17 protein-coding genes are annotated in these 21,086 nt (G+C 65.1%); 14 read left to right on the forward strand and 3 right to left on the reverse strand.

Translation table 11 applies throughout. The features are described 5' to 3' along the window. Positions 1-13 precede the first annotated feature (13 nt). The 7 genes from metG to ACZ415_RS11335 all read left to right on the forward strand — a co-directional run bounded on the left by metG (position 14) and on the right by ACZ415_RS11335 (position 9,133). The gene (gene metG, locus ACZ415_RS11305) at positions 14-2,050 is read left to right on the forward strand and encodes a methionine--tRNA ligase (protein WP_344704779.1); all 2,037 of its coding nucleotides are present in this window, start codon (positions 14-16) and stop codon (positions 2,048-2,050) included. Positions 2,051-2,061: 11 nt separating this feature from the next. Next, positions 2,062-2,865, forward strand: coding sequence for an RnfABCDGE type electron transport complex subunit B (locus tag ACZ415_RS11310; RefSeq protein ID WP_344704780.1), 804 nt, complete (start codon positions 2,062-2,064; stop codon positions 2,863-2,865). Continuing rightward, positions 2,862-3,497: an endonuclease III gene (gene nth / locus ACZ415_RS11315; protein ID WP_344704781.1), complete on the forward strand. Its 636-nt coding sequence runs from the start codon at positions 2,862-2,864 to the stop codon at positions 3,495-3,497. Before ACZ415_RS11310 ends, nth begins: the two co-directional genes overlap by 4 nt. Before the next feature lie 176 nt (positions 3,498-3,673). Then, on the forward strand, positions 3,674-4,063 hold the full coding sequence (locus ACZ415_RS11320) for a response regulator transcription factor (RefSeq protein ID WP_344704782.1): 390 nt from the start codon (positions 3,674-3,676) through the stop codon (positions 4,061-4,063). Further along, positions 4,050-6,143, forward strand: coding sequence for a 3'-5' exonuclease (locus ACZ415_RS11325; protein WP_344704783.1), 2,094 nt, complete (start codon positions 4,050-4,052; stop codon positions 6,141-6,143). The genes ACZ415_RS11320 and ACZ415_RS11325 overlap by 14 nt, the downstream gene beginning before the upstream one ends. After that, positions 6,140-6,364, forward strand: a complete 225-nt coding sequence (locus ACZ415_RS11330; RefSeq protein WP_344704784.1) for a hypothetical protein — start codon at positions 6,140-6,142, stop codon at positions 6,362-6,364. The genes ACZ415_RS11325 and ACZ415_RS11330 overlap by 4 nt, the downstream gene beginning before the upstream one ends. 3 nt (positions 6,365-6,367) lie before the next feature. Continuing rightward, positions 6,368-9,133: a sensor histidine kinase gene (locus tag ACZ415_RS11335; protein WP_344704785.1), complete on the forward strand. Its 2,766-nt coding sequence runs from the start codon at positions 6,368-6,370 to the stop codon at positions 9,131-9,133. Here ACZ415_RS11335 and ACZ415_RS11340 read toward each other — a convergent pair. Next, the gene (locus tag ACZ415_RS11340) at positions 9,127-9,474 is read right to left on the reverse strand and encodes an HlyU family transcriptional regulator (RefSeq protein ID WP_344704786.1); all 348 of its coding nucleotides are present in this window, start codon (positions 9,472-9,474) and stop codon (positions 9,127-9,129) included. The genes ACZ415_RS11335 and ACZ415_RS11340 overlap by 7 nt on opposite strands. A gap of 132 nt (positions 9,475-9,606) precedes the next feature. Continuing rightward, a complete protein-coding gene (locus ACZ415_RS11345; RefSeq protein ID WP_344704787.1) occupies positions 9,607-10,827 on the reverse strand; it encodes an argininosuccinate synthase in 1,221 nt (406 codons plus the stop codon). 208 nt (positions 10,828-11,035) lie between these two features. Between ACZ415_RS11345 and rnt the strand changes: the two genes are divergently transcribed. Together rnt and ACZ415_RS11355 are read left to right on the forward strand one after the other, a co-directional pair. Beyond that, positions 11,036-11,704, forward strand: a complete 669-nt coding sequence (rnt, locus tag ACZ415_RS11350; RefSeq protein WP_344704788.1) for a ribonuclease T — start codon at positions 11,036-11,038, stop codon at positions 11,702-11,704. A gap of 132 nt (positions 11,705-11,836) precedes the next feature. Beyond that, positions 11,837-13,096 (forward strand): 6-phosphofructokinase, encoded by a 1,260-nt coding sequence (locus tag ACZ415_RS11355; protein WP_344704789.1) that lies wholly within the window; start codon positions 11,837-11,839, stop codon positions 13,094-13,096. 112 nt (positions 13,097-13,208) lie between these two features. Here the strand turns inward: ACZ415_RS11355 and ACZ415_RS11360 are convergent, their stop codons facing one another. Next, complete coding sequence (locus ACZ415_RS11360) at positions 13,209-14,921, reverse strand: protein kinase domain-containing protein (RefSeq protein WP_344704790.1); 1,713 nt, start codon at positions 14,919-14,921, stop codon at positions 13,209-13,211. 259 nt (positions 14,922-15,180) lie between these two features. Between ACZ415_RS11360 and ppa the strand changes: the two genes are divergently transcribed. The 5 genes from ppa to prmA all read left to right on the forward strand — a co-directional run bounded on the left by ppa (position 15,181) and on the right by prmA (position 21,034). After that, positions 15,181-15,711: an inorganic diphosphatase gene (ppa, locus tag ACZ415_RS11365; protein ID WP_344704791.1), complete on the forward strand. Its 531-nt coding sequence runs from the start codon at positions 15,181-15,183 to the stop codon at positions 15,709-15,711. A gap of 169 nt (positions 15,712-15,880) precedes the next feature. Beyond that, positions 15,881-17,767, forward strand: a complete 1,887-nt coding sequence (gene dsbD, locus ACZ415_RS11370) for a protein-disulfide reductase DsbD (RefSeq protein WP_344704792.1) — start codon at positions 15,881-15,883, stop codon at positions 17,765-17,767. A 375-nt stretch (positions 17,768-18,142) separates the two neighbouring features. Further along, entirely contained in the window at positions 18,143-18,619 is a 477-nt protein-coding gene (gene accB, locus ACZ415_RS11375; RefSeq protein WP_344704793.1) for an acetyl-CoA carboxylase biotin carboxyl carrier protein, read from the forward strand. Positions 18,620-18,650: 31 nt separating this feature from the next. After that, entirely contained in the window at positions 18,651-19,991 is a 1,341-nt protein-coding gene (gene accC / locus ACZ415_RS11380; RefSeq protein ID WP_344704794.1) for an acetyl-CoA carboxylase biotin carboxylase subunit, read from the forward strand. A 116-nt stretch (positions 19,992-20,107) separates the two neighbouring features. Continuing rightward, positions 20,108-21,034 (forward strand): 50S ribosomal protein L11 methyltransferase, encoded by a 927-nt coding sequence (gene prmA / locus ACZ415_RS11385; protein ID WP_344704795.1) that lies wholly within the window; start codon positions 20,108-20,110, stop codon positions 21,032-21,034. The last annotated feature ends 52 nt before the right edge of the window (positions 21,035-21,086 follow it).

Consider the following 21,086-nt stretch of genomic DNA (forward strand, 5'->3'; position numbering starts at 1 on the left):
AGCTTCATTTCCCATGCCTAACACCGCCACGCGCCAGATTCTGGTTACCAGCGCGCTCCCCTACGCCAACGGTGATATCCACCTGGGCCACCTGCTTGAGTATATCCAGACCGATATCTGGGTACGCTTTCAGAAAAGCCGCGGCCAGCAGTGCCATTACGTCTGCGCCGACGACGCCCACGGCACCGCGATCATGCTGCGCGCCGAGCAGGAAGGCATTACACCGGAAGCGCTGATTGCGCGCGTCTCTCGGGATCACCAGCAAGACTTTGCCCGGTTCGGCGTGGCGTTTGACAACTACTACTCCACCCACTCGGCAGAAAACCGCGCGTTCAGCGAGCTGATCTACACGCGCCTGCGCGACGCCGGCCACATCGCCACCCGCGATATCGAGCAGATGTATGACCCCGAGCGCGGCCTGTTTCTCGCCGACCGCTTTATCAAGGGCACCTGCCCCAAGTGCCACGCCGACGATCAGTACGGCGATAACTGCGAAGCCTGCGGCGCGACCTACACCCCGGCAGAGCTGATCGACCCGGTGTCGGCGATCTCCGGCGCGACGCCCGAGGTCAGAGGCTCGACCCACTACTTTTTCAAACTGCCGGACTTTGCCGATTTCATGCAGCGCTGGATCAACGACGATCGCGTCCAGCCGCAGATTCGCAACAAGCTCATGGAGTGGTTCGAGGACGGCTTCAACGAGTGGGACATCTCCCGGGATGCGCCCTACTTCGGCTTCGAAATTCCCGACGCCCCGGGCAAGTATTTCTACGTCTGGCTGGACGCGCCCATCGGCTACCTGGCGAGTTTCAAAAACCTTTGCGAGCGCGAAGGGCTGGATTTCGACAGCTACTGGAAGCCGGACTCCGACGCCGAGGTGTACCACTTCATCGGCAAGGACATTGTCTATTTCCACGCGCTGTTCTGGCCGGCCATGCTTCACGGCGCAGGCTTTCGCACGCCCACCGCAGTGAACTGCCACGGCTTTGTTACCGTGGACGGCGCCAAGATGTCCAAGTCTCGGGGTACCTTTATCAAGGCGGCCACCTACGCCGACCACCTCAATCCGGAATACCTGCGCTACTATTTTGCCGCCAAGCTGACTTCGCGCATTGATGACCTCGACCTCAACCTGGACGACTTCGCCGCCCGAGTGAACTCGGATCTGGTGGGCAAGGTGGTCAACATCGCCAGCCGCTGCGCCGGCTTTGTCAAAAAGCTCGGCGGCGGCACGCTTTCCGCGCACTGCGCCGAACCCGCCATGGTGGCGCGCTTTATCGAAGCCGGCGACGACATCGCCGAACACTACGAAACCCGCGAATTCGGCCGCGCCATGCGCCGGGTGATGGAGCTGGCCGACGAGGCCAACACCTACATCGCCGAGGCCGAGCCCTGGGTGCTGGCCAAGCAGGACGGCCGCGAACAGGAAGTGCTCGACATCTGCTCGGTGGGCATCAATCTGTTCCGCCAGCTGATGGTCTATCTCGCCCCGGTCGTGCCGGCCATGGCCGAGCAGGCCCAGGCGTTCCTCAAGCTCGACACCCTGAGCTGGGCAAGCCGCCACGAAGTGCTGACCGAGCATGCCATCAACAAGTTCAAACCGCTGATGACCCGCGTTGAACGCGACAGGATCGATGCGATGATCGAGGCGTCAAAAGAAGACATCGCCGCCGAGCAAAAGCTCAAGGACGCCCCCAAAGGCCCGCTGGTGGACGACCCCATCGCCGAGGAAATCAGCTTTGACGACTTCACCAGGGTCGATCTGCGCATTGCCCGCATTGCCCGCGCTTCCTACGTCAAAGGCGCCGACAAGCTCCTGCAGCTGACCCTGGATCTGGGCGGCGAGACGCGCAACGTGTTCTCCGGCATCCGCTCGTCCTACGCCCCGGAAGCGCTGGAGGGCCGGCTGACGATCATGGTAGCCAACCTGGCACCGCGCAAGATGCGCTTTGGCGTCTCCGAAGGCATGGTGCTGGCGTCCGCCAACGACGCCGGCATCTACCTGCTCTCGCCGGACGACGGCGCCGAGCCCGGCCAGCGCGTGACCTGAGTGGCTGCCCCATGAGTCGCAACGCCTCGCTGATCGAAGCCGTCGATGCCCTGCTGCCCCAGACCCAGTGCGGCAAGTGCGGCTTTGACGGCTGCTTGCCCTACGCCCGCGCCATCGCCGAGGGCGAGCCGGTCAACCGCTGCCCGCCCGGCGGCGAGGCCACCCTTGAACGGCTTATCGAGCTGACCGGCCAGCCGCCCCAGACGCTTGCCGAACCGGCCCAGCCGCCGCTGGCCGCCGTCATCCGCGAGGACGAATGCATTGGCTGCACCAAATGTATTCAGGCCTGCCCGGTGGATGCCATTCTCGGCGCGGCCAAGCGCATGCACACGGTGATTACCGACGAGTGCACCGGCTGCGAGCTGTGCGTAGCACCCTGCCCGGTAGACTGCATCGACATGGTGGCCCACCCCGGCTGGCAGGCGGCCACAAGCGAAGCCGAGCAGCACACCTTTCTGGAGCGCCGCGCCGAGCTGGGGCGGATGCGCCACCGCGCGCGCCAGGCACGCCTTGAGCGCGAAGCCCGAGAAAAGCGTCAGGAAAAGCGCCGGCGGCGCCTGCAAAAGCGCCGCACCCCGCAAGCTGGTTCAGCAAGCGACGGCCAAGCGGCCGCGCTGCGCCAGAAAAAGCTTGCCGTGCGCGCCGCCGAGCAGGCGCTCAGGCGCGTGCAGCAGCAGCGCGACAGCGCCGTGCGCCGCCAAGACGCAAATGCCGAAGCCACCGCCCGAGCGCAGCTGCCCAAAGCCGAGCGCCTGCTGGCTGACGCGCGAAAAGCACTGGACAACGCCGCCGACGAATCAGAGAAGACGCCATGAACGCGCAGAAGCGCTACGAGATCTTTGCCCGGCTGCAAGCGGCAAACCCGCACCCGCAAACCGAGCTCAACTGGACCACGCCGTTTGAACTGCTCACCGCGGTGCTGCTCTCCGCCCAGGCCACCGACGTGAGCGTCAACAAGGCCACGGCCAGGCTGTTTCCCGCGGCCAACACGCCCCAGGCAATCATCGATCTGGGCGTTGACGACTTGAAAGCGCACATCAAAACCATCGGCCTTTACAACACCAAGGCCGAAAACCTGATGAAAACCTGCCGCCTGCTGGTGGAAAAGCACGCAGGCGAGGTCCCGCGCACGCGCAAAGCCCTGGAAGCGCTGCCCGGGGTCGGGCGCAAAACCGCCAACGTCATCCTCAACACGGCGTTTGGCATGCCCACCATCGCCGTGGATACGCATATCTTTCGCGTTGCCAACCGCACCGGGCTGGCCCCGGGCAAAAACGTGGTAGAAGTCGAGCACAAGCTTTTGCGCCACGTGCCGCGCGCGTTCAAGCGCGACGCCCACCACTGGCTGATTTTGCACGGCCGCTATACCTGTATCGCACGCAAGCCCCGCTGCGGCAGCTGCCTTATCGAAGATCTTTGCGACTACCCCGAAAAAACCGAGCTGTAACGCCGCTCAGCCTTGCCCCACACCCGCCGCCTTCGCCCTTGTTGGCGGTATAGCTACCCCCGGCATTCGGCCAAGGTCGCCTTGGCCGTCGGCGCATCCGGTGCCTAGACTGCCAATACGGCACTGCCGCTCTATAGCGCTGCAACAACGCCACAACAACGCCGCGGGAGAACGCCATGGCACAGGCTAAGGTACTGGTGGTAGACGACGAACCCAACATCCTGCTTTCGCTTGAATTTCTAATCCAGCAGGCCGGATTTACGGTCACCACCGCCGGCGACGGTGAAAGCGCCCTTGAACACGTTGATACCGCCCCGCCGGACCTGGTGCTGCTCGACATCAGCCTGCCCGGCATCAGCGGCTTTGACGTGCTGGAGCGGCTGCGCGGCAACGACGCCACCCGCGCGCTGCCGATCATCATGCTCACCGCCCACGGCCGCGAGGTCGAGCGGGAAAAAGGCATGGCGCTGGGCGCCGACGACTACATCACCAAGCCGTTTTCCACCCGCGCGCTGGTCGACAAGGTCAGCGCCCTGCTGGCGGAGACCGATCATGACACGCCGTGAGCGCCGCGGGCTGCCCCGCCGCCAGCGGCTGGTGGGCCTGTGGCTTGTGCTCAGCGGCGGCAGCCTGGCCGGCGGCGCGCTGTTTGCCGCCTGGCTGGACACCCGGCTGGGCGCCGACGGCTGGGCACGCGCCGTGCTGTGGCTGGGGTGTTTCTCCGGCGGGGCGACCCTTCTGCTCGCCGGGCTGGTGCTCGAACGTATGCTGTTCACGCCGCTGCGCCATCTTCAGGCGCAGCTGGCACGGCTGGTCGCCAGCCCGGATGCACACGAAAAGCGCCCGCCGGAAGGCTGGCTGGCCGGACTGGGGCCGGATCTTGCCCGCGTGCAGGAAAGCTGGCAGGCCGACCGCACGCGCCTGGCCGATGCCCGCAGCGAAGGCGCCCGGGAAGCCGCCGGCACCCGCCAGCGGCTGGAAGCGCTGCTGCAAACCCTGCACACGCCGCTGCTGCTGTGCGATCGCCACCGCCGTATTTTGCTGTTCAACGCCGCCGCCGAACACTTCTTTGACGGCGAGCCGGCCCCGGGGCTGGGCAAGCGCATAGACGCGCTGCTGCCGGCGGCCAGCCTGCACGGCACCCTTGACCGGCTGCCCGCCGACGGCACACCGCGCAAGGTGCTCCTTCCCCGCGGCACGCGCTGGCTCAAGGCCACGCTGCGCCGGGTCGCACAGAGCGACGGGGAAAGTCTGATCACACTGGAAGACGCCACCCACGCCTGGCGTACCGAAATGGGCGTGCGCGCCGAGCTTGCCGCCGGGCTTGGCGATCTGCGCCGCCGCGCCGCCGGCCTTACCGGCGCTGCCGATGCGCTCAAAGAGCTGGGCGGCCTTGAAGCCGACACGCTGCGCCAGCGCCTGGCCCGGGCCATTGACGAAGACGGGCCGGCGCTTGGCGAAAGCATTGCCCGGCTGAGCCGGCTTGTCGACGACATGCAGCGCCAGGGCGAGCAGCTCTCGCCTATCTGGTCCAACGATTTCTGGCAGGCGCTGGACGAACAGCTCGACCCGGCGCAACGGCTGATCACCCCGGTGGGTATGCCGGCCTGGTTTCAGGGCGACGCCCCGGCGCTGATCGCCCTGCTTGATTCGCTTTTGCACTACCTTCAGGCGCAGTGCGCTGCCGGCGGTCCGGCTATTGCCGACGCCGAGGGCAAACCGCTCGAAGGCGAAATCACGCTGGGCAACAAACAGGTCTATCTCGATTTGATCTGGCACGGCCGCGCCGTGCCCAACGCTGAGCTGGCCCGCTGGCAGCGCCTGGCGCTGAATCGTCTACCGCTTTCACCTACCGCCGGCGAAGTGCTGCGCCAGCACGCCAGCGAGATGTGGAGTCTGGCCGATGCCGACGGCAAGCGCGCGCGCCTGCGCCTGCCGCTGCCCGCCAGTGAACGGGCCGGCCCGCCGCTGCAGGCCGTGCCGCCGCGCCCGGAGTTTCACGACTTCGGCATTGCCCGGCTGCCTTCACCGGACGAACCCCGAGCCGGGCTCGCCCTGCGCAGCCTGGAAATCGTCGCCTTTGATACCGAAACCACAGGTCTTGCCTTGCGCCAGGGCGATCGCGTGGTCAGCCTGGGGGCATGCCGCATCGTCAACGCCCGCGTACTGGCCGACGATACCTTCGCCCGCCGCGTCAATCCGGGCCGCCCGATCCCCGCGGAAAGCACCGCCATTCACGGCATCAGCGACGCCGACGTAAGCGATGCCCCGCCCCTTGACGCGGTGCTGAGCGAGTTTCGCGACTACCTCGGCGACGCCGTGCTGCTGGCCCACAACGCCTCTTTTGACATGCTCGCCATCAGCCATCAGGGCATCGACTTTGACATGCCGGTGCTGGATACCCTGCTGCTTTCCCGGGCGCTGGACGAAGCCCTGGACGGCCACGACCTGGACAGCCTGGCCGCGCGCTACGCCATCGACTTTCCTCCCGGTACGCGCCACACCGCGCTGGGCGATGCCCGGGTGACCGCCGCGCTGTGGCTGGCCCTGCTGCCGCGGCTGGAAGCCCGCGGCATCGATACGCTGGAAACGCTGCTGGCCCTGCAGGCCAACGCCGTTGATAGCGAGGATGCCACCGCACCATGACGACACCGCTACGCCAGCGTTCGCGGCGCGGCGAGCGCCTTGGCGCACTGCTTGTCGCCGCGGCAATCCTGTTCAGCCCGCCGCTGCTGCTGGTCGTGGATCGTATGGCCTCGGCCACCGGCATCGAGGGGGTACTCTACCTGTTCGGCGCCTGGGCCGGGGTGATCGGGCTGGCCGCTTGGCTTATGGAAAGCCGCAGGGCGCGCGGCCGGGACCGGTGAGCCATGCGGCATGAGGCTTTCATTCTCGCGGCGGCCTTTGGCTACCTGGCGCTGCTGTTCGTGGTAGCCGCCTGGGGCGACCGCCGCGCCGAGGCCGGGCGCTCGGCCATCGGCTCGCCCACGGTGTATGCGCTGTCCATCGCCGTGTACTGCACCGCCTGGACGTTCTACGGAAGCGTCGGACGCGCCTCGTCCCAGGGGCCGCACTTTCTGCTGATCTATCTGGGGCCGACGCTTGCCATGCTGGCCGCGCCCTTTGTCATCCGCAAGATGGTGCGCATCGCCGCCCGCCAGCGCATCACCTCGATTGCCGACTTTATCAGCGCTCGCTACGGCAAGAGCGCCGGGCTGGGCGCGGTGGTCGCGCTGATGGCGCTGATCACCAGCACGCCCTATATCGCCCTGCAGCTCAAGGCCATCACCGTCAGCCATGCCGTGCTGGTCAACTACCCCGCGCCGGCCGATGCCGCCCTGGATCAGCCGAGCTTCTGGATCGACAAGTCCTTCTGGGTGGCGCTGGTGCTGGCGGTGTTCATCATTCTGTTCGGCACCCGCCACCTGGACGCCAGCGAGCGCCACGAAGGCATGGTCGCGGCCATTGCCGTGGAGTCGCTGGTCAAGCTGGTGGCGTTTCTTGCCGTGGGCATCTTCGTGGTGTTTGTGATGTTCAACGGCCCCGGCGATCTGTTCGGCCAGGTGGCCAGCACGCCGGCGCTCTCTCAGGTACTGGGGCTTGAGCAGGTGCCCGGCGGCGCCACCGGCTGGGTGGGCGTGCTGATTCTGGCCGTGCTGGCCTTTCTCACCCTGCCGCGCCAGTTTCAGGTGCTGGTGGTGGAAAACGTCGACGAAACCCACATCGACCGCGCCAGCTGGGTCTTTCCGCTGTATCTTTTGCTGATCAACCTGTTCGTAGTGCCTATCGCCCTTGCCGGGCTGCTGCTGGGCGGCGACGGCGCCGATCCGGACAGCTTTGTGCTCACCCTGCCGCTCGCGGCGGGCGCCGAGGCGCTGCCGCTGCTGGTGTTCATCGGCGGGCTGTCCGCCGCCACCGGGATGATGATCGTCGAAACCATTGCGCTGTCGACCATGGTCAGCAACCAGCTGGTAATGCCTTTGCTCCTGCGGTTTCAGCGCCTGCACTTGAGCGGTACGGGCCGGCTGGCCGCCTGGCTGCTGGGCATTCGCCGGGTGGCCATCGTGGTGATTCTGCTGCTGGGCTACGTGTATCACGCGCTGATCGGCGACGCCTACAGCCTGGTCACCATTGGGCTCGTTTCCTTTGTGGGCGCCGCGCAGTTTGCCCCGGCGCTGCTGGTTGGCCTTTACTGGCGCGGGGCCACACGGGCCGGCGCGCTGTGGGGGCTGGGCGCCGGCTTTTGCCTTTGGGGGTACACCCTGCTGCTGCCGGGCTTTGCCCAGTCCGGCTGGCTTGACGCCGCGCTGATTCATCAAGGGCCGCTGGGCGTGGGCTGGCTCAAGCCTTACGCGCTGTTCGGCCTTGAGGGCTGGGACATCTACACCCACGCGCTGCTGTGGAGCCTGCTGGCCAACCTTGGGCTGTTCGTCGGGGTGTCGCTGTTTACCCGGCCCACGGCGCTGGAGCAGACCCAGGCGGCGCTGTTTACCGAAGCGCTGCACCCCAACCTGCCCAGCGCTTCGCTGTGGCAAGGGCAGACCACGCGAGGAGAGCTCGGCGGGCTGCTGCGCCGCTACCTGGGTGACGCCGCCATTGAGCGTGTTTTTGTCGATGCCGGCGACGGCGGCGACGGCGGCGACGGCGACAGCCGCGCGGCCTCGCCGCGGCTGATCACCCGCGCCGAGCAGGCGCTGGCCGGCTCGCTGGGCAACGCCTCGGCTCGGGTGCTGATCAACTCCGTGGTGCGCGGCGAAGCGCTGGACCTGGCCTCCATCCTCAGCATTTTGGATACCACCTCTCAGACGCTGGAGTACAACCGCCGGCTGGAGCAGAAATCCGCCGAGCTGGAACGCGCCAGCGAAGCGTTGCGCCAAGCCAACGACCGGCTACGCGAGCTGGACCGGCTCAAGGACGAGTTTATCGCCACGGTCAGCCACGAGCTGCGCACGCCGCTGACGTCCATCCGCGCCTTCGCGGAAATTCTTCACGGCGACGACGGCCTGGACGCCGACAGGCGCCGCCATTTTCTTGACGTTATCGTTCACGAAAGCCAGCGCCTTTCCCGGCTGATCGAAGAAATTCTTGATCTTGCCCGGCTGGAAAGCGGACGTTTGACGCTCAACCCCGAGCACCTCGACCTCGCCGTGCTGGCACAGCGCAGCGTGGACGCCGTGGCCCAGCTGCACCGCCAACGCGGCATCGCGCTGGCAGCCGAGCTCGGCGACGGCCCGGCCACGGTCACAGGCGACGCCGACCGGCTGGAGCAGGTCATCATCAATTTGCTGGACAACGCCGGCAAGTTTGCCGATCGCCACGCTCCCGAGGTGCTTATTCGCCTTGAGCGTCATCGCAACCGCTACCGCCTGAGCGTGGAGGACAACGGCCCGGGCATTTCCCCCGAGGAGCGCGAGCGGGTGTTCGACAAGTTCCATCAGCTGCAGCACAACGACGACAAGCGCGGCCGCCCCCGGGGCAGCGGGCTGGGGCTTGCCATCAGCCGGGGCATCGTTGCCCACCTGGGCGGCCGGCTGTGGGCCGACGCGGGCCCGCGGCTGGGCGGCGCTCGTTTAACGCTGGAGCTGCCCCTGGCCGCAGACGAGCCGGCCGAAGCCGCTATGAACAGCGGTCATTGAGCGTCGCTATCGCCGTCGGCGCGGCGACGCGGATCGCTACCGAACATGGCCTCGCCGGTTTCGTCGATAAAGCGCTGCGCTTTGCTCACCGTCATGGCTTCACAGCTTTCGCGGTCGGGCAGCACGTCAGAGCGCTCGAAGCGGTGCTCCAGCGCTTCACCGTCGTCCTGCGGCCGCTGGATCACGCCGCTGACGCGAAACCGGCCGTCCTCGATGTCGGGTTGAGCAATAATCACATAGCCCTTGTAGGCAACCGGCTCGGCCGGCGGTGCAGCGCTTGCTTGCTCGGCGCGCCCAGCGCTGCCGGACAGGGTAGAAAACAGTTTTTTCAGCATGGTCATCCTCCCACCTGGGCGGTTCGGCCATCCCTTGACGGCACAGGACGGCAAAGGCCAGGCCCTTGCCGTCCTGTCGCGATGCGCGCCGGGCACCAGGCTCAGCGGCGCGTCTCGTCAACCGGCTTCAGGCGCCGCTCAGCTTTGCTTGCGGCCCTTGCCGGCGGCAATGCGCAGACGCAGGGCGTTGAGCTTGATAAAGCCTTCGGCGTCTTTCTGGTCGTAGGCGCCTTCGTCGTCTTCAAAGGTAGCGATGGACTCGTCGAACAGCGACGCCTCGGACTTGCGGCCCACCACGGTAGCGCTGCCCTTGTAGAGCTTCATGCGCACCACGCCGGAGACGTTTTTCTGGGTCTCGTCGATGGCGGCCTGGAGCATGCGGCGCTCAGGGCTCCACCAATAGCCGTTGTACACCACTTCGGCGTACTTGGGCATCAGCTGGTCTTTCATGTGGGCTTCTTCGCGGTCCAGCGTCAGCGACTCGATGGCGCGGTGGGCGCTGAGCATGATGGTGCCTCCCGGCGTTTCGTAGCAGCCGCGGGACTTCATGCCCACGTAGCGGTTTTCGACGATATCGAGACGGCCGATACCGTTGTCGCCGCCCAGCTTGTTGAGCGTTTCCAGCACTTCGTGAGCGCGCAGGCGTTCGCCGTCGATGGCGACGATGTCGCCGTTTTCATAGGTCAGCTCCACGTAGGTGGGCGTTTCCGGCGCGGCTTGTGGCGATACGCTCCAGCGCCACATGTCTTCTTCGGCTTCGGCCCAGGGGTCTTCCAGAATGCCACCTTCGTAGGAGATGTGCAGCAGGTTGGCATCCATGGAGTACGGGGACTTTTTCTTCTGACCGGAGAAGTCCACCGGAATCTGGTGCTGCTCGCAGTAGGCCATGAGCTTTTCCCGGGAGTTGAGGTCCCATTCGCGCCACGGTGCGATCACCTGGACGCCGGGCTTGAGCGCGTAGGCACCCAGTTCAAAGCGTACCTGGTCGTTGCCCTTGCCGGTAGCGCCGTGGGAGATGGCGTCGGCGCCGGTCTCGTTGGCGATTTCCACCAGACGCTTGGCGATCAGCGGGCGGGCAATGGAGGTGCCCAGCAGGTATTCGCCTTCGTAGACGGTGTTGGCGCGGAACATGGGGAAGACGTAGTCGCGAACAAACTCTTCGCGCAGGTCTTCGATGTAGATTTCCTTGACGCCCAGCGCCTCGGCCTTGGCGCGTGCCGGCTCAACTTCTTCGCCCTGGCCGATGTCGGCGGTAAAGGTGACCACCTCGCAGCCGTACGTTTCCTGCAGCCATTTGACGATAACGGACGTGTCCAGGCCGCCTGAATAGGCCAGAACCACCTTTTTGACATCGGACATCGTGTGCTCCTTATGAAAAAAACGGGTCAAAATCAAACGCCAAGTATAGCGCCCCGGGGCGCCGGCGAATACCGCAAGCGCCCCGCGCGTATAAAGCACGCGGGAAAAGCTGCTAGAATCTCGGGCGTTTGTCGCCAGCCCGCCGGCGCGCGGCCTTTGTAATGTCCGCTATTCCACCTGCCCACCCTCTGCCAATCAGGAGAGCTGCATGAGCGAGGCAATTGCCCGCGATCTAATGGCCCAGCGTTTTCGCAGTTACTTGCCGGTCGTGATCGATCTGGAAACCGGCGGCTTTAATGCCGCAGGCGATGCGCTGCTGGAAATCGCGGCGGTCACGCTGACCATGGACCCGGACGGCAACCTGTTGCCCGATGCCACCTACGCCCACCATATTCGCCCTTTTGAAGGGGCCAACGTGGAACAGGCGGCGCTGGACTTCACCGGCATTCGGCTTGACGACCCGCTGCGCCAGCAGGTGGCGCTGGGCGAGTGCGAAGCGCTGGGCAACATTTTTCGCCCCGTGCGCAAGGCGATCAAAGCTCACGGCTGCACGCGTGCGGTCTTGGTGGGACACAACGCCGCCTTTGACCACGGTTTTCTCAACGCCGCGGTCAACCGCTGCGGCATCAAGCGCAATCCGTTTCATCCGTTCTCCAGCTTTGACACCGCCTCGCTTGCCGGGCTGGTGTACGGCCAGACGGTGCTCGCCCGGGCCTGCCGTGCAGCCGGCATCGCCTTTGACAACGAGGCTGCACACTCGGCGCGCTACGATACCGAGCGCACCGCTGAGCTGTTCTGCGCGATGGTCAACCGCTACAAGGATCTCGGCGGCTGGCGGCTGGCCCAGCAGGAACAGGGCATGGACCAGGCCGACTGACGGCACCGCCAGGCCGGCAGATGCAGCCGCCCACGCTTTGCGCTAGAATCCGCCACCGTTATCGCCCACCCCGGGGCCTTGCCGCCCCGGGCGTTTTGTTACGCCCCGCTTTTCAGGAGTGCCACCGTTTCCATGGCCCAGCACAACGCTTTTTACGCCCAGTCCGGGGGCGTCACCGCCGTCATCAACGCCAGCGCCTGCGGCGTAATCGAAGCCTGCCGTGAAGCGCCGGAACACATCAACAAGGTCTACGCCGGGCGCAACGGCATCATCGGCGCGCTGACCGAGGAGCTCATCGACGTCAGCGCCGAAAGCGATGAAACCATCGCCGCGCTGCGCCACACGCCGGGCGGCGCTTTCGGCTCGTGTCGCTATAAGCTCAAGGATATCGACACCCACCGCGCCCAGTACGAACGGCTGATCGAGGTGTTCCGCGCCCACGATATTCGCTATTTCTTCTACAACGGCGGCGGCGACAGCGCCGATACCTGCCTGAAGGTGTCCCAGCTGTCCGAGAAGATGGGCTACCCGCTGACCGCCATTCACGTGCCCAAGACCGTGGACAACGACCTGCCCATTACCGACTGCTCGCCGGGGTTTGGCAGCGTCGCCAAATACATCGCCACCTCAACGCTTGAGGCGTCGCTGGATATCGCCTCGATGTGTGCCACTTCCACCAAGGTGTTTGTGCTTGAGGTCATGGGCCGCCACGCCGGCTGGATCGCCGCGGCCGGCGGCCTGGCCGGCCAGGGCGAAGGCGAGCCGCCGCACGTGATCATCTTCCCCGAGGTCGCCTTTGATCGCGACGCGGTGATGGCCAAGGTCGACGAAAGCGTCAGAAAATACGGCTACTGCGTGATCGTCGTCTCCGAAGGCGCACGCTACGAAGACGGCACCTTCCTGGCCGACGCCGGCAATACCGACGCCTTCGGCCACCGCCAGCTGGGCGGTGTGGCGCCGACGCTTGCCGGCATGGTCAAGCAGGATCTGGGCTACAAATACCACTGGGCCGTGGCCGACTATCTGCAGCGCGCCGCCCGCCATCTGGCGTCCAGAACCGACGTCGAGCAGGCCTACGCCGTGGGTCGCGAAGCGGTAGCGCTGGCCCTTGCCGGCAAAAATTCGATGATGCCGGCGATTCGCCGTATCACTCAGGCGCCTTACCAGTGGGACGTGATTTCCGCGCCGCTCTCCGAAGTCGCCAACCAGGAAAAGTTCATGCCGCGGGACTTCATCAGCGAAGACGGCTTTGGCATTACGCCTGCCTGCCGCGAATATCTTGCACCGCTGATCCAGGGCGAGGACTTCCCCCCGTTTAAAAACGGCCTGCCCGTGGTGGCCAAGCCCGAGCTCAAGCAGGTGGAAAAGCGCCTGCCCGAGTTTACCCTCTAAAGCGACGCTGCAAGCCGGCATTTCGGCCCCGCCCGCGGGGCCTTTTGCTGTGTGACCGAGCCTGCGTCTCTCCCAGGGATTTCCCACAGCAGGGACCTAGCGCAGCAAGGACCTAGCGCAGCACCCAGGAAAGCACCAGCAGCAGCAGCAAAATCCCCGCGACACCCTGCCAGAAACGTCGGGCGTCGGCGCGCTGGGCGGCGTCCGGCGGGGAAACGTGGCGACGCTTTTGCAGGGCAAACGTCAGCTCTGACAGGCGGCGAAAACGCAGCGCGCGCTGCGGGTCCAGCGCGCGACGCAAAATGTCGTCGAGCGCCGGGGTAACTTCGGGGTTGGCGCTGCGCGCGCTGCGGTAGCTAAGCGACTCCAGATCCGTGTGCTGGCGCAGCCGATCCGGCGTCAGCCGATACGGCAGCTGGCCGGTGAGCAGCCAATACACCGTCGAGGCGTAGCCGTACTGGTCGCTGCGCTGGCCGATAGCGTCCCCCAGGGCATACTCCGGCGCGCTATGCACGGTAAAGCCGATAGGACGGAGAAGTTCACCGGACTGTCGATGGCCGTCGGCATCGTGAAGATGGCAGGCGCCAAAGTCGATGAGCACGACCTTGCCGTGCTCGTCGATGAGCACGTTGTCCGGATTGATCTGCTGGTGCAGTACGCCGCGACGGTGCAGCGCCTGAACGGCCCGGCCCAGCTGATCGGCCATTTCCAGACGCTGCTCCAGGGTGGCCTGAGGGTGGCGCGCGGCCCACGTACGCAGGGTGTCCCCGCGTATGCTGCCAAGCAGGTAGTAAAGGTAGTGACGCGGCCGTGACGGCTGGATCGCGCGCACCACAAACGGCGATTTGATCCGCTCCACTACCCACTGCTGCAGAAGAAAGTGCGTCAGGTAGGCGTTGCGCAGCGAAAGCTCCGGGCTGGGCGCTTTCATCACCATTTCCGCCCGGGTATGCACATCCCGTACCCGATACACCCGGGACTGGGCCGTGCGCGACAGCACCTCGGTAACCTCCAGCCCGTCCAGCCGATCCCCCGGGGCAAGCTCCGGGGGAATCGGCAGCTCGCCGTACACCAGGCCGGGCTCGTCGCTTTGCACGTCGGGCAGCTCATCGATGCGCACCAGCTGAAAACAAAACGGCGCCACCGCATAGCCACGCTCGCGCGCCCGGGCCGTGGCCTCGTCCACCAGGCGCTGGCAGGCCGCGTTAAGGTCGCTTGCATCCTGGCGAATCAGCCGCACGTAGTCCGAAGGCAGCAAGGTTCCCGCGGCGGCCTGGGTGGTAAAAAGGAAAATATCGCCTTGCTTGAGCGCAAGCTCGGTGTAGTCAATGTCTACGTTGTTATCCAGCCCCAGTGCCCGGGAAAGATAGCGGTAGCCGCCCAAATCGGTCACGTGGTCTGCGCTTAGCTGCTCGAACTCTGCCCCGCGCAGCCGGAACACCAGGGTATCGCCCAGGTGAAACAGATACGCGCTTTGCCGGCGAAAGATCAGCGCCGACAGCGAAGCCACAAAGCTGGTCTCCCGGCGGCGGCTTTGCCCGTGGCACCAGCCGTTCAGCGCCTGCAGCACCCGCGTGGCCGAGCGTTTGACGCTCCAGTGATCCGGCGTGGAAAAATAATCGGCCGCAAAGGCTCTCACGCCAAGTGCTGCTGCCTGTCCGGCACGCGCACCGGGCGCGACCGCATCGCCCATCAGCGCACAGCCGCCCTTGGCGTGGATCAGCGGTTTATCCGGTAGCCGTACCGTCATTGCGCTGCGGTGCCCGCACCGGCCCGGCGTCACCAGCGCCTGGCCGTAACTGATAAGCAACTGTGCGTGCGCCACATACTCCTCCCGGCTCAGCCTTACGGCAACGCTCTGTACGGTAAGCGTCAAACAGGCGCAGAGCATACACCGTGTACGCTGTAGATCACCATGCGACTTAGTGCATACAAAGCGCACGGCTGCCTGCGCGGCATATGCATTTTGTCGCATTGGCAATCCTTGCGCCTTGTTCGTATAATTCGGCGCCAACATGTCCGGCATCAGCCTGTGCTGCCCTGCCCCGACGATTTGCAACACGCACTCGCCCAAGGACCCAACGATGAACTTTGACAATATTCCCGCCGGCAAGGACTTGCCCAACGATATCTACGTGGCGATTGAAATCCCGGCCAACCACGCGCCGATCAAATACGAAATCGACGAAGACATGGGCGCACTGCTGGTTGATCGCTTCATGGCCACGCCGATGTTCTACCCGGCCAACTACGGCTACATCCCGCGCACCCTGGCCGACGACGGCGATGCCCTGGATGCGCTGGTCGTCACGCCGCATCCTGTCGCCCCGGGCAGCATTGTTCGCGCGCGTCCGGTGGGCGTGCTCAACATGACCGACGAGGCCGGTGAAGATGCCAAGCTGGTGTGCGTGCCCCACACCAAGCTGTCTGCGCTTTACGAAGACGTCAAAGAAGTCACCGACCTGCCCGAACTTTTGCGCCAGCAGATTGCCCATTTCTTTGAGAACTACAAGGATCTGGAAAAAGGCAAATGGGTAAAAGTCGAATCCTGGGAAGGTGCCGACGCCGCGCGCAAGGCCATCGAAAAATCGGCCGCGGCCTACCACAAGGCCTGACGGCGGCCGCTGCCATGCGGTAAAGTGCTTTTACGGGCTGCCTTCGGGCAGCCCGTTTGCGTTTCCGGCGATGATTAACGTTTGATGAAGGTAAGGGTATTCCGTGTTGTTTCCTGCTTGCTCACCTGTCCGCCCAACCGGCCCCGCTCGGCGCTGCGCGACGTGGCTTTTGACCGCACTGCTGCTTGCCGTGTCGCTGGGCAGCGCCCAGGCGCAGTGGTTCACCAACGACAAAGACGATTTTCTCCCGGTGCGCGAGGCGTTTCAGCCGGCCGCCTGGCACGACGGCGACACGCTGTATATCGGCGTTGAAGCCGCCGAAGAGCACTATCTTTACCGCCACCGCTTCGCCGTGGAAAGCCAAAGCGCCGAGGTCACCCTGGGCACGCCCGAGCTTCCGCCGGGTACGTTCACCACCGATGAATACCTGGGCGATGTCTACGTCTTTCGCGACAGCGTCGTTTTTGAAACCCCGCTGAACGAGCCGCACAGCGGCCCGTTTGACATTGAGCTGACGTTTCAGGGATGCGCCGATGCCGGGCTTTGCTATCCCCCGGAACGCATGACCCTTGAAGCGGCCGAAACCGCGCCGCCGGCAGCCTTTGCCGATCACCGCAGCGCGCCGTCGCCGGCCGCTGACAGCGCCGATAGTCCGGCAGCAAAAGCATCAACGGCCTCCGGCGCAGCGGCGCCGACAAGCCCTGCGGCCAACGTCGAATTCAGCGGCCCGCAAAGCGAGGACCGCCACTTCGCCACCCTGCTTGACGAGGCCAGCCTGCCGCTGGCGCTGGGGCTTTTTTTCATCGCCGGGCTGGGGCTGACGTTCACGCCTTGCGTGTTGCCGATGCTGCCGATCATGTCGTCGATTATCGTCGGGCAAAACCCCACCCGGCCCCGAGCCTTCGTGCTCTCGGCCAGCTACGTGCTGGGCATGGCACTGACCTACGCACTGGTCGGCGTGCTGATGGGGCTGTTCGGCGCCGGGCTCAACCTGCAGGCGCATCTGCAGTCGGCTCCGGTGCTGATCACCTTTGCCGTGCTCTTTACCCTTTTTGCCCTGGCCATGTTTGGCGCCTTTAACCTGCGCATGTCGCCGCGTATCGCCACCAAGGTTGACGGCTGGCAGGCGCGCGCTCAGCAAAGCGGCCCGCCGGGGCTGGCCGTCGCCGGGGCGCTGTCGGTGCTGGTGGTGTCCCCCTGCGTGACCGCGCCGCTGGCCGGTGCCATGGTGTTTATCTCCTCCACCGGCGACGGTGTGCTGGGCGGCTCAGTGCTGTTTGCACTGGGGCTTGGCATGGGCGTTCCTCTGCTGCTGGTCGGCACCTTCGGCGCCACTGCCTTGCCGCGCTCCGGCGCGTGGATGAACGGCGTCAAGATCGCTTTCGGGCTGCTGCTGCTGGGCGTGGCCGTGTGGATGATCGAGCGGCTGGTGACGGCCCCTGTCGCCTTGATGCTGTGGGCGGCACTGGCCGTGGGCTCGGCGCTGGCGCTGGGCGCGCTTGACTTCAACCAGCCCCAGGGCTGGGGACGAGCCCGCCAGGCGCTGGGCATTTTGCTGCTGGCCTGGGGGATCGCCCTGCTGCTGGGCGCCGCGCAGGGCAACGGTAATCCGCTGCGCCCGCTGCAGGGCGCGCAGCGGGCGGTTACCGGCGATGGGCAAACGGCGGCGGTCGCGCCCGAGTTTACCCGGGTCGATACCCTGGCCGATCTTCAGACAGAAATTGACCGCGCCGCCTCCCGGGGCGAGCCGGCCTTTGTTGACTTCACCGCCGAGTGGTGCATTTCCTGCCAGATCATGAAACGCGAGGTCTATCCCGACCCCCGCGTGGCCCGGGCACTGGGCGACTATGCGCTGATTGAAGCCGACGTCACCGAAACCGACCCCAGCACGCGAAAACTGCTTGAGGCCTATGACCTGTTTGGCCCGCCGAGCCTTTTGTTTTTTGCCGACGGCGAAGAAATCACCCAGGCGCGAATCCAAGGCGAAATCGACGCGGACAATTTCAGCGCTCATCTCCAGAAACTGGATCAGTGGCTGGCGGGCCAAACCGGCTAGCCCCTGCCTCATCGCTGATGCCGCCACCGTCAGCGCCGGCACAGCAGCGCTTGCCGGCGCTGGACACGCTCCGATTTTTTCGGCAAACTTCGCCTCCAGGTCGGGGGTAAGGCGCAGTGTAAAGCGCAGATAAGGCGGCAACGTGCACTAACGTGCGGCGTTCTCTGTTTTTCTCTTTTTGGTTTACTGCGCCAGAGAACGCCGGCGAAACATACCTGCTGCGCCGTTTGAGCGCGTCCCGGGCGCTACTCAAACGCCGCCGCTGTGTGCCGGTAGCTGTGGCTGTCCTTTGTCGGCATCTCGGCCCTTCACCGTGTTCTTGCGCGTCTACTTTTGTCATTTTTCACTTTTTTCAATGAGTAATGGGATTCCCTCATGGATATTCGCAAAGTCAAAAAACTGATCGAACTGCTGGAAGAATCCAACATTAGCGAAATCGAGATTCAGGAAGGCGAAGAATCGGTGCGCATCAGCCGCCATCCCAACGGTACCGCCTACGCGCCCCAGCCCATGGCCCAGTATGCCCCGGCACCGCATTCCGCTCAGGCGCCCGACCCCGCCGCGCCGGGTACGGCCACGCCGGCAGCGCAAGACGCCCCTGCCGGGCCTGCCTACCGCGGCGACCCCGTCACCTCCCCCATGGTGGGCACTTTCTATCGCAGCCCGGCGCCGGGCGCCAAACCGTTTGCCAACGTCGGCGACACGGTGAAAAAAGGCGACACCGTATGCATCGTTGAAGCCATGAAGATGATGAACCAGATCGAAGCCGACCGCGACGGCGTGGTAGAGGCCATCCTGGTAGAAGACGGCGAAGCGGTGGAATTCGACCAGCCCATGATCGTCATTGCCTGATCTTTCATTTTTGACACGGGTGGAATTTCCCATGCTGGACAAGGTATTGATCGCCAACCGCGGTGAAATTGCCCTGCGCATTCTGCGCGCGTGCAAGGAGCTGGGCATCAAAACAGTCGCGGTACACTCCCAGGCCGATCGCGAGCTGATGCACGTGCGCCTGGCCGATGAAGCCGTGTGTATCGGCCCGGCCGCCTCGTCGCTTTCGTATCTGCATATTCCGGCGCTGATCAGCGCCGCTGAAGTCACCGATGCAAGCGCCATTCATCCCGGCTACGGCTTTCTTTCGGAAAACGCCGACTTTGCCGAGCAGGTCGAGCGCTCGGGCTTTACGTTTATCGGCCCCCGGGCCGATACCATCCGCCTGATGGGCGACAAGGTCAGCGCCATCAAAGCCATGAAAGCCGCCGGCGTGCCGACCGTTCCCGGCTCCAACGGACCGCTGGGTGACAACGACGAGGCGAACCTGGCCACCGCACGACGCATCGGCTATCCGGTCATCGTCAAGGCGGCCTCCGGCGGCGGCGGACGCGGCATGCGCGTGGTGCACACCGAAGGCCACCTGCTCTCCGCCATCAGCATCACCCGCACCGAGGCGCACTCCGCTTTCGGCGATGGCACGGTATACATGGAAAAATTCCTGGAAAAGCCGCGCCACGTAGAAGTGCAGGTGCTGGCCGACGGCCAGGGCAACGCCATTCATCTGTTTGATCGCGACTGCTCGCTGCAGCGCCGCCACCAAAAGGTGCTGGAAGAGGCGCCCGCACCGGGCATCGACGCCGCCGCGCGTGAAAAAGTGCTCAACGCCTGCCGCGATGCGTGCATCGATATTAACTACCGCGGTGCCGGCACCTTTGAGTTTCTCTATGAAGACGGCGAATTTTTCTTCATCGAGATGAACACTCGGGTGCAGGTCGAGCATCCGGTCACCGAGATGGTCACCGGCGTCGATATCGTCAAAGAACAGCTGCGCATTGCCTCGGGGCTGCCGCTTTCGATCACCCAGGACGACGTCAAGCTCAGCGGCCACGCCTTTGAATGCCGCATCAACGCCGAAGATGCCCGCACGTTCATGCCCTCACCGGGCCGGGTCACGCTGTATCACCCCCCGGGCGGGCTGGGCATACGCATGGACTCGCACATGTACACCGGCTACAGCGTCCCGCCGCACTACGACTCGCTGATCGGCAAGCTGATCACCTGGGGTGAAGACCGCGACATCGCCCTGACGCGGATGCGCAACGGCCTCGACGAGCTGCTGGTGGAAGGCATCAAGACCAATATCGATCTACACAAGGATCTGGTCCGCGACAGCTATTTCCGCCGGGGCGAAGTCACCATCCACTACCTGGAGCAAAAGCTGGACGCCTGACGCAAAGTCCTGCCCTTGCCGGCACCGCACGCGGGGTGGCAGCGCCATCCCGTCTTTTTTTGCGCCTTTATCCCTGTCTATTGTTCCACCTTTTGCCGCACCGCGCGGAGATGCACATGCCCTGGCTACAACTCAAGGCCCACGTACCCCCCGAACAGGCCGAGCCGCTGGAAGAACTGCTGCTTAGCGAAGGGGCAACTGCCATTGGCCTGCAGGACGCCGAAGATGATCCGGTATTCGAGCCCGAACGCGGTACCACCCCGCTGTGGCAAAAAACCGTGGTCACCGGTTTGTACGATGATCTGGAAGGCATCAGCGCCATGCTTGAGCGCCTTCATGCCGCCTGGGCCGAGCAGTTTCCCGGCGAGCCCTGCCCCGAGATCAACTACGAACTGCTTGCCGACCGCGACTGGGAACGCGAGTGGATGGACGGCTTCGAGCCGCTCAGGATGGGGACGCGGCTGTGGATTGTGCCCAGCTGGCACCAGCCCCCAGCCCCGGATGCGGTCAACCTCATCCTTGATCCGGGCCTGGCCTTCGGCACCGGCACCCACCCTACCACCGCACTGTGCCTTGCCTGGCTGGACGCGCTGGCCGCAGACGGCGAACTTGCCGAAAGCCGGGTGCTGGATGTCGGCTGCGGCTCGGGCATTCTCGCCATTGCCGCGCTCAAGCTTGGCGCGCGCCACGCCACGGGCACCGACATCGACCCCCAGGCGCTGGCTGCAAGCCGCGATAACGCCGAGCGTAACGCCGTCCACGACGAAAACCTGGCCCTGTTCTACCCGGAACAGCACGATCGTCAGCACCCCGACGCCGACTTTCCCGTGGTAGTAGCCAATATTCTCGCCGGCCCGCTGGTAGAGCTGGCCCCGGCCATTGCCGGCCGCGTGGCGCCGGGCGGGCGCATTGCACTTTCGGGCATTCTGGAAAACCAGGCCGAGCACGTGCTCGACGCCTATCGCGCCTGCGGACTGATCATGGACGAGCCCGCCGTACGCGAAGGCTGGGTGCGCCTGTCCGGTCACCGCCCCGGCGGCTGATATCTTCAACTGGAGCGGGCCTCGGCGTATCATGGCTGTCCCGCTCAAAGAC

The sequence above is a fragment of the Halomonas cibimaris genome, from assembly GCF_055379665.1.

What these genes read in the sequence shown, in the direction of transcription:
- metG (WP_344704779.1), top strand. Translation starts at nt 14, where the DNA reads ATGCCTAACACCGCCACGCGCCAGATTCTGGTTACCAGCGCGCTCCCC.
- ACZ415_RS11310 (WP_344704780.1), top strand. Translation starts at nt 2,062, where the DNA reads ATGAGTCGCAACGCCTCGCTGATCGAAGCCGTCGATGCCCTGCTGCCC.
- nth (WP_344704781.1), top strand. Translation starts at nt 2,862, where the DNA reads ATGAACGCGCAGAAGCGCTACGAGATCTTTGCCCGGCTGCAAGCGGCA.
- ACZ415_RS11320 (WP_344704782.1), top strand. Translation starts at nt 3,674, where the DNA reads ATGGCACAGGCTAAGGTACTGGTGGTAGACGACGAACCCAACATCCTG.
- ACZ415_RS11325 (WP_344704783.1), top strand. Translation starts at nt 4,050, where the DNA reads ATGACACGCCGTGAGCGCCGCGGGCTGCCCCGCCGCCAGCGGCTGGTG.
- ACZ415_RS11330 (WP_344704784.1), top strand. Translation starts at nt 6,140, where the DNA reads ATGACGACACCGCTACGCCAGCGTTCGCGGCGCGGCGAGCGCCTTGGC.
- ACZ415_RS11335 (WP_344704785.1), top strand. Translation starts at nt 6,368, where the DNA reads ATGCGGCATGAGGCTTTCATTCTCGCGGCGGCCTTTGGCTACCTGGCG.
- ACZ415_RS11340 (WP_344704786.1), bottom strand. Translation starts at nt 9,474, where the DNA reads ATGACCATGCTGAAAAAACTGTTTTCTACCCTGTCCGGCAGCGCTGGG.
- ACZ415_RS11345 (WP_344704787.1), bottom strand. Translation starts at nt 10,827, where the DNA reads ATGTCCGATGTCAAAAAGGTGGTTCTGGCCTATTCAGGCGGCCTGGAC.
- rnt (WP_344704788.1), top strand. Translation starts at nt 11,036, where the DNA reads ATGAGCGAGGCAATTGCCCGCGATCTAATGGCCCAGCGTTTTCGCAGT.
- ACZ415_RS11355 (WP_344704789.1), top strand. Translation starts at nt 11,837, where the DNA reads ATGGCCCAGCACAACGCTTTTTACGCCCAGTCCGGGGGCGTCACCGCC.
- ppa (WP_344704791.1), top strand. Translation starts at nt 15,181, where the DNA reads ATGAACTTTGACAATATTCCCGCCGGCAAGGACTTGCCCAACGATATC.
- accB (WP_344704793.1), top strand. Translation starts at nt 18,143, where the DNA reads ATGGATATTCGCAAAGTCAAAAAACTGATCGAACTGCTGGAAGAATCC.
- accC (WP_344704794.1), top strand. Translation starts at nt 18,651, where the DNA reads ATGCTGGACAAGGTATTGATCGCCAACCGCGGTGAAATTGCCCTGCGC.
- prmA (WP_344704795.1), top strand. Translation starts at nt 20,108, where the DNA reads ATGCCCTGGCTACAACTCAAGGCCCACGTACCCCCCGAACAGGCCGAG.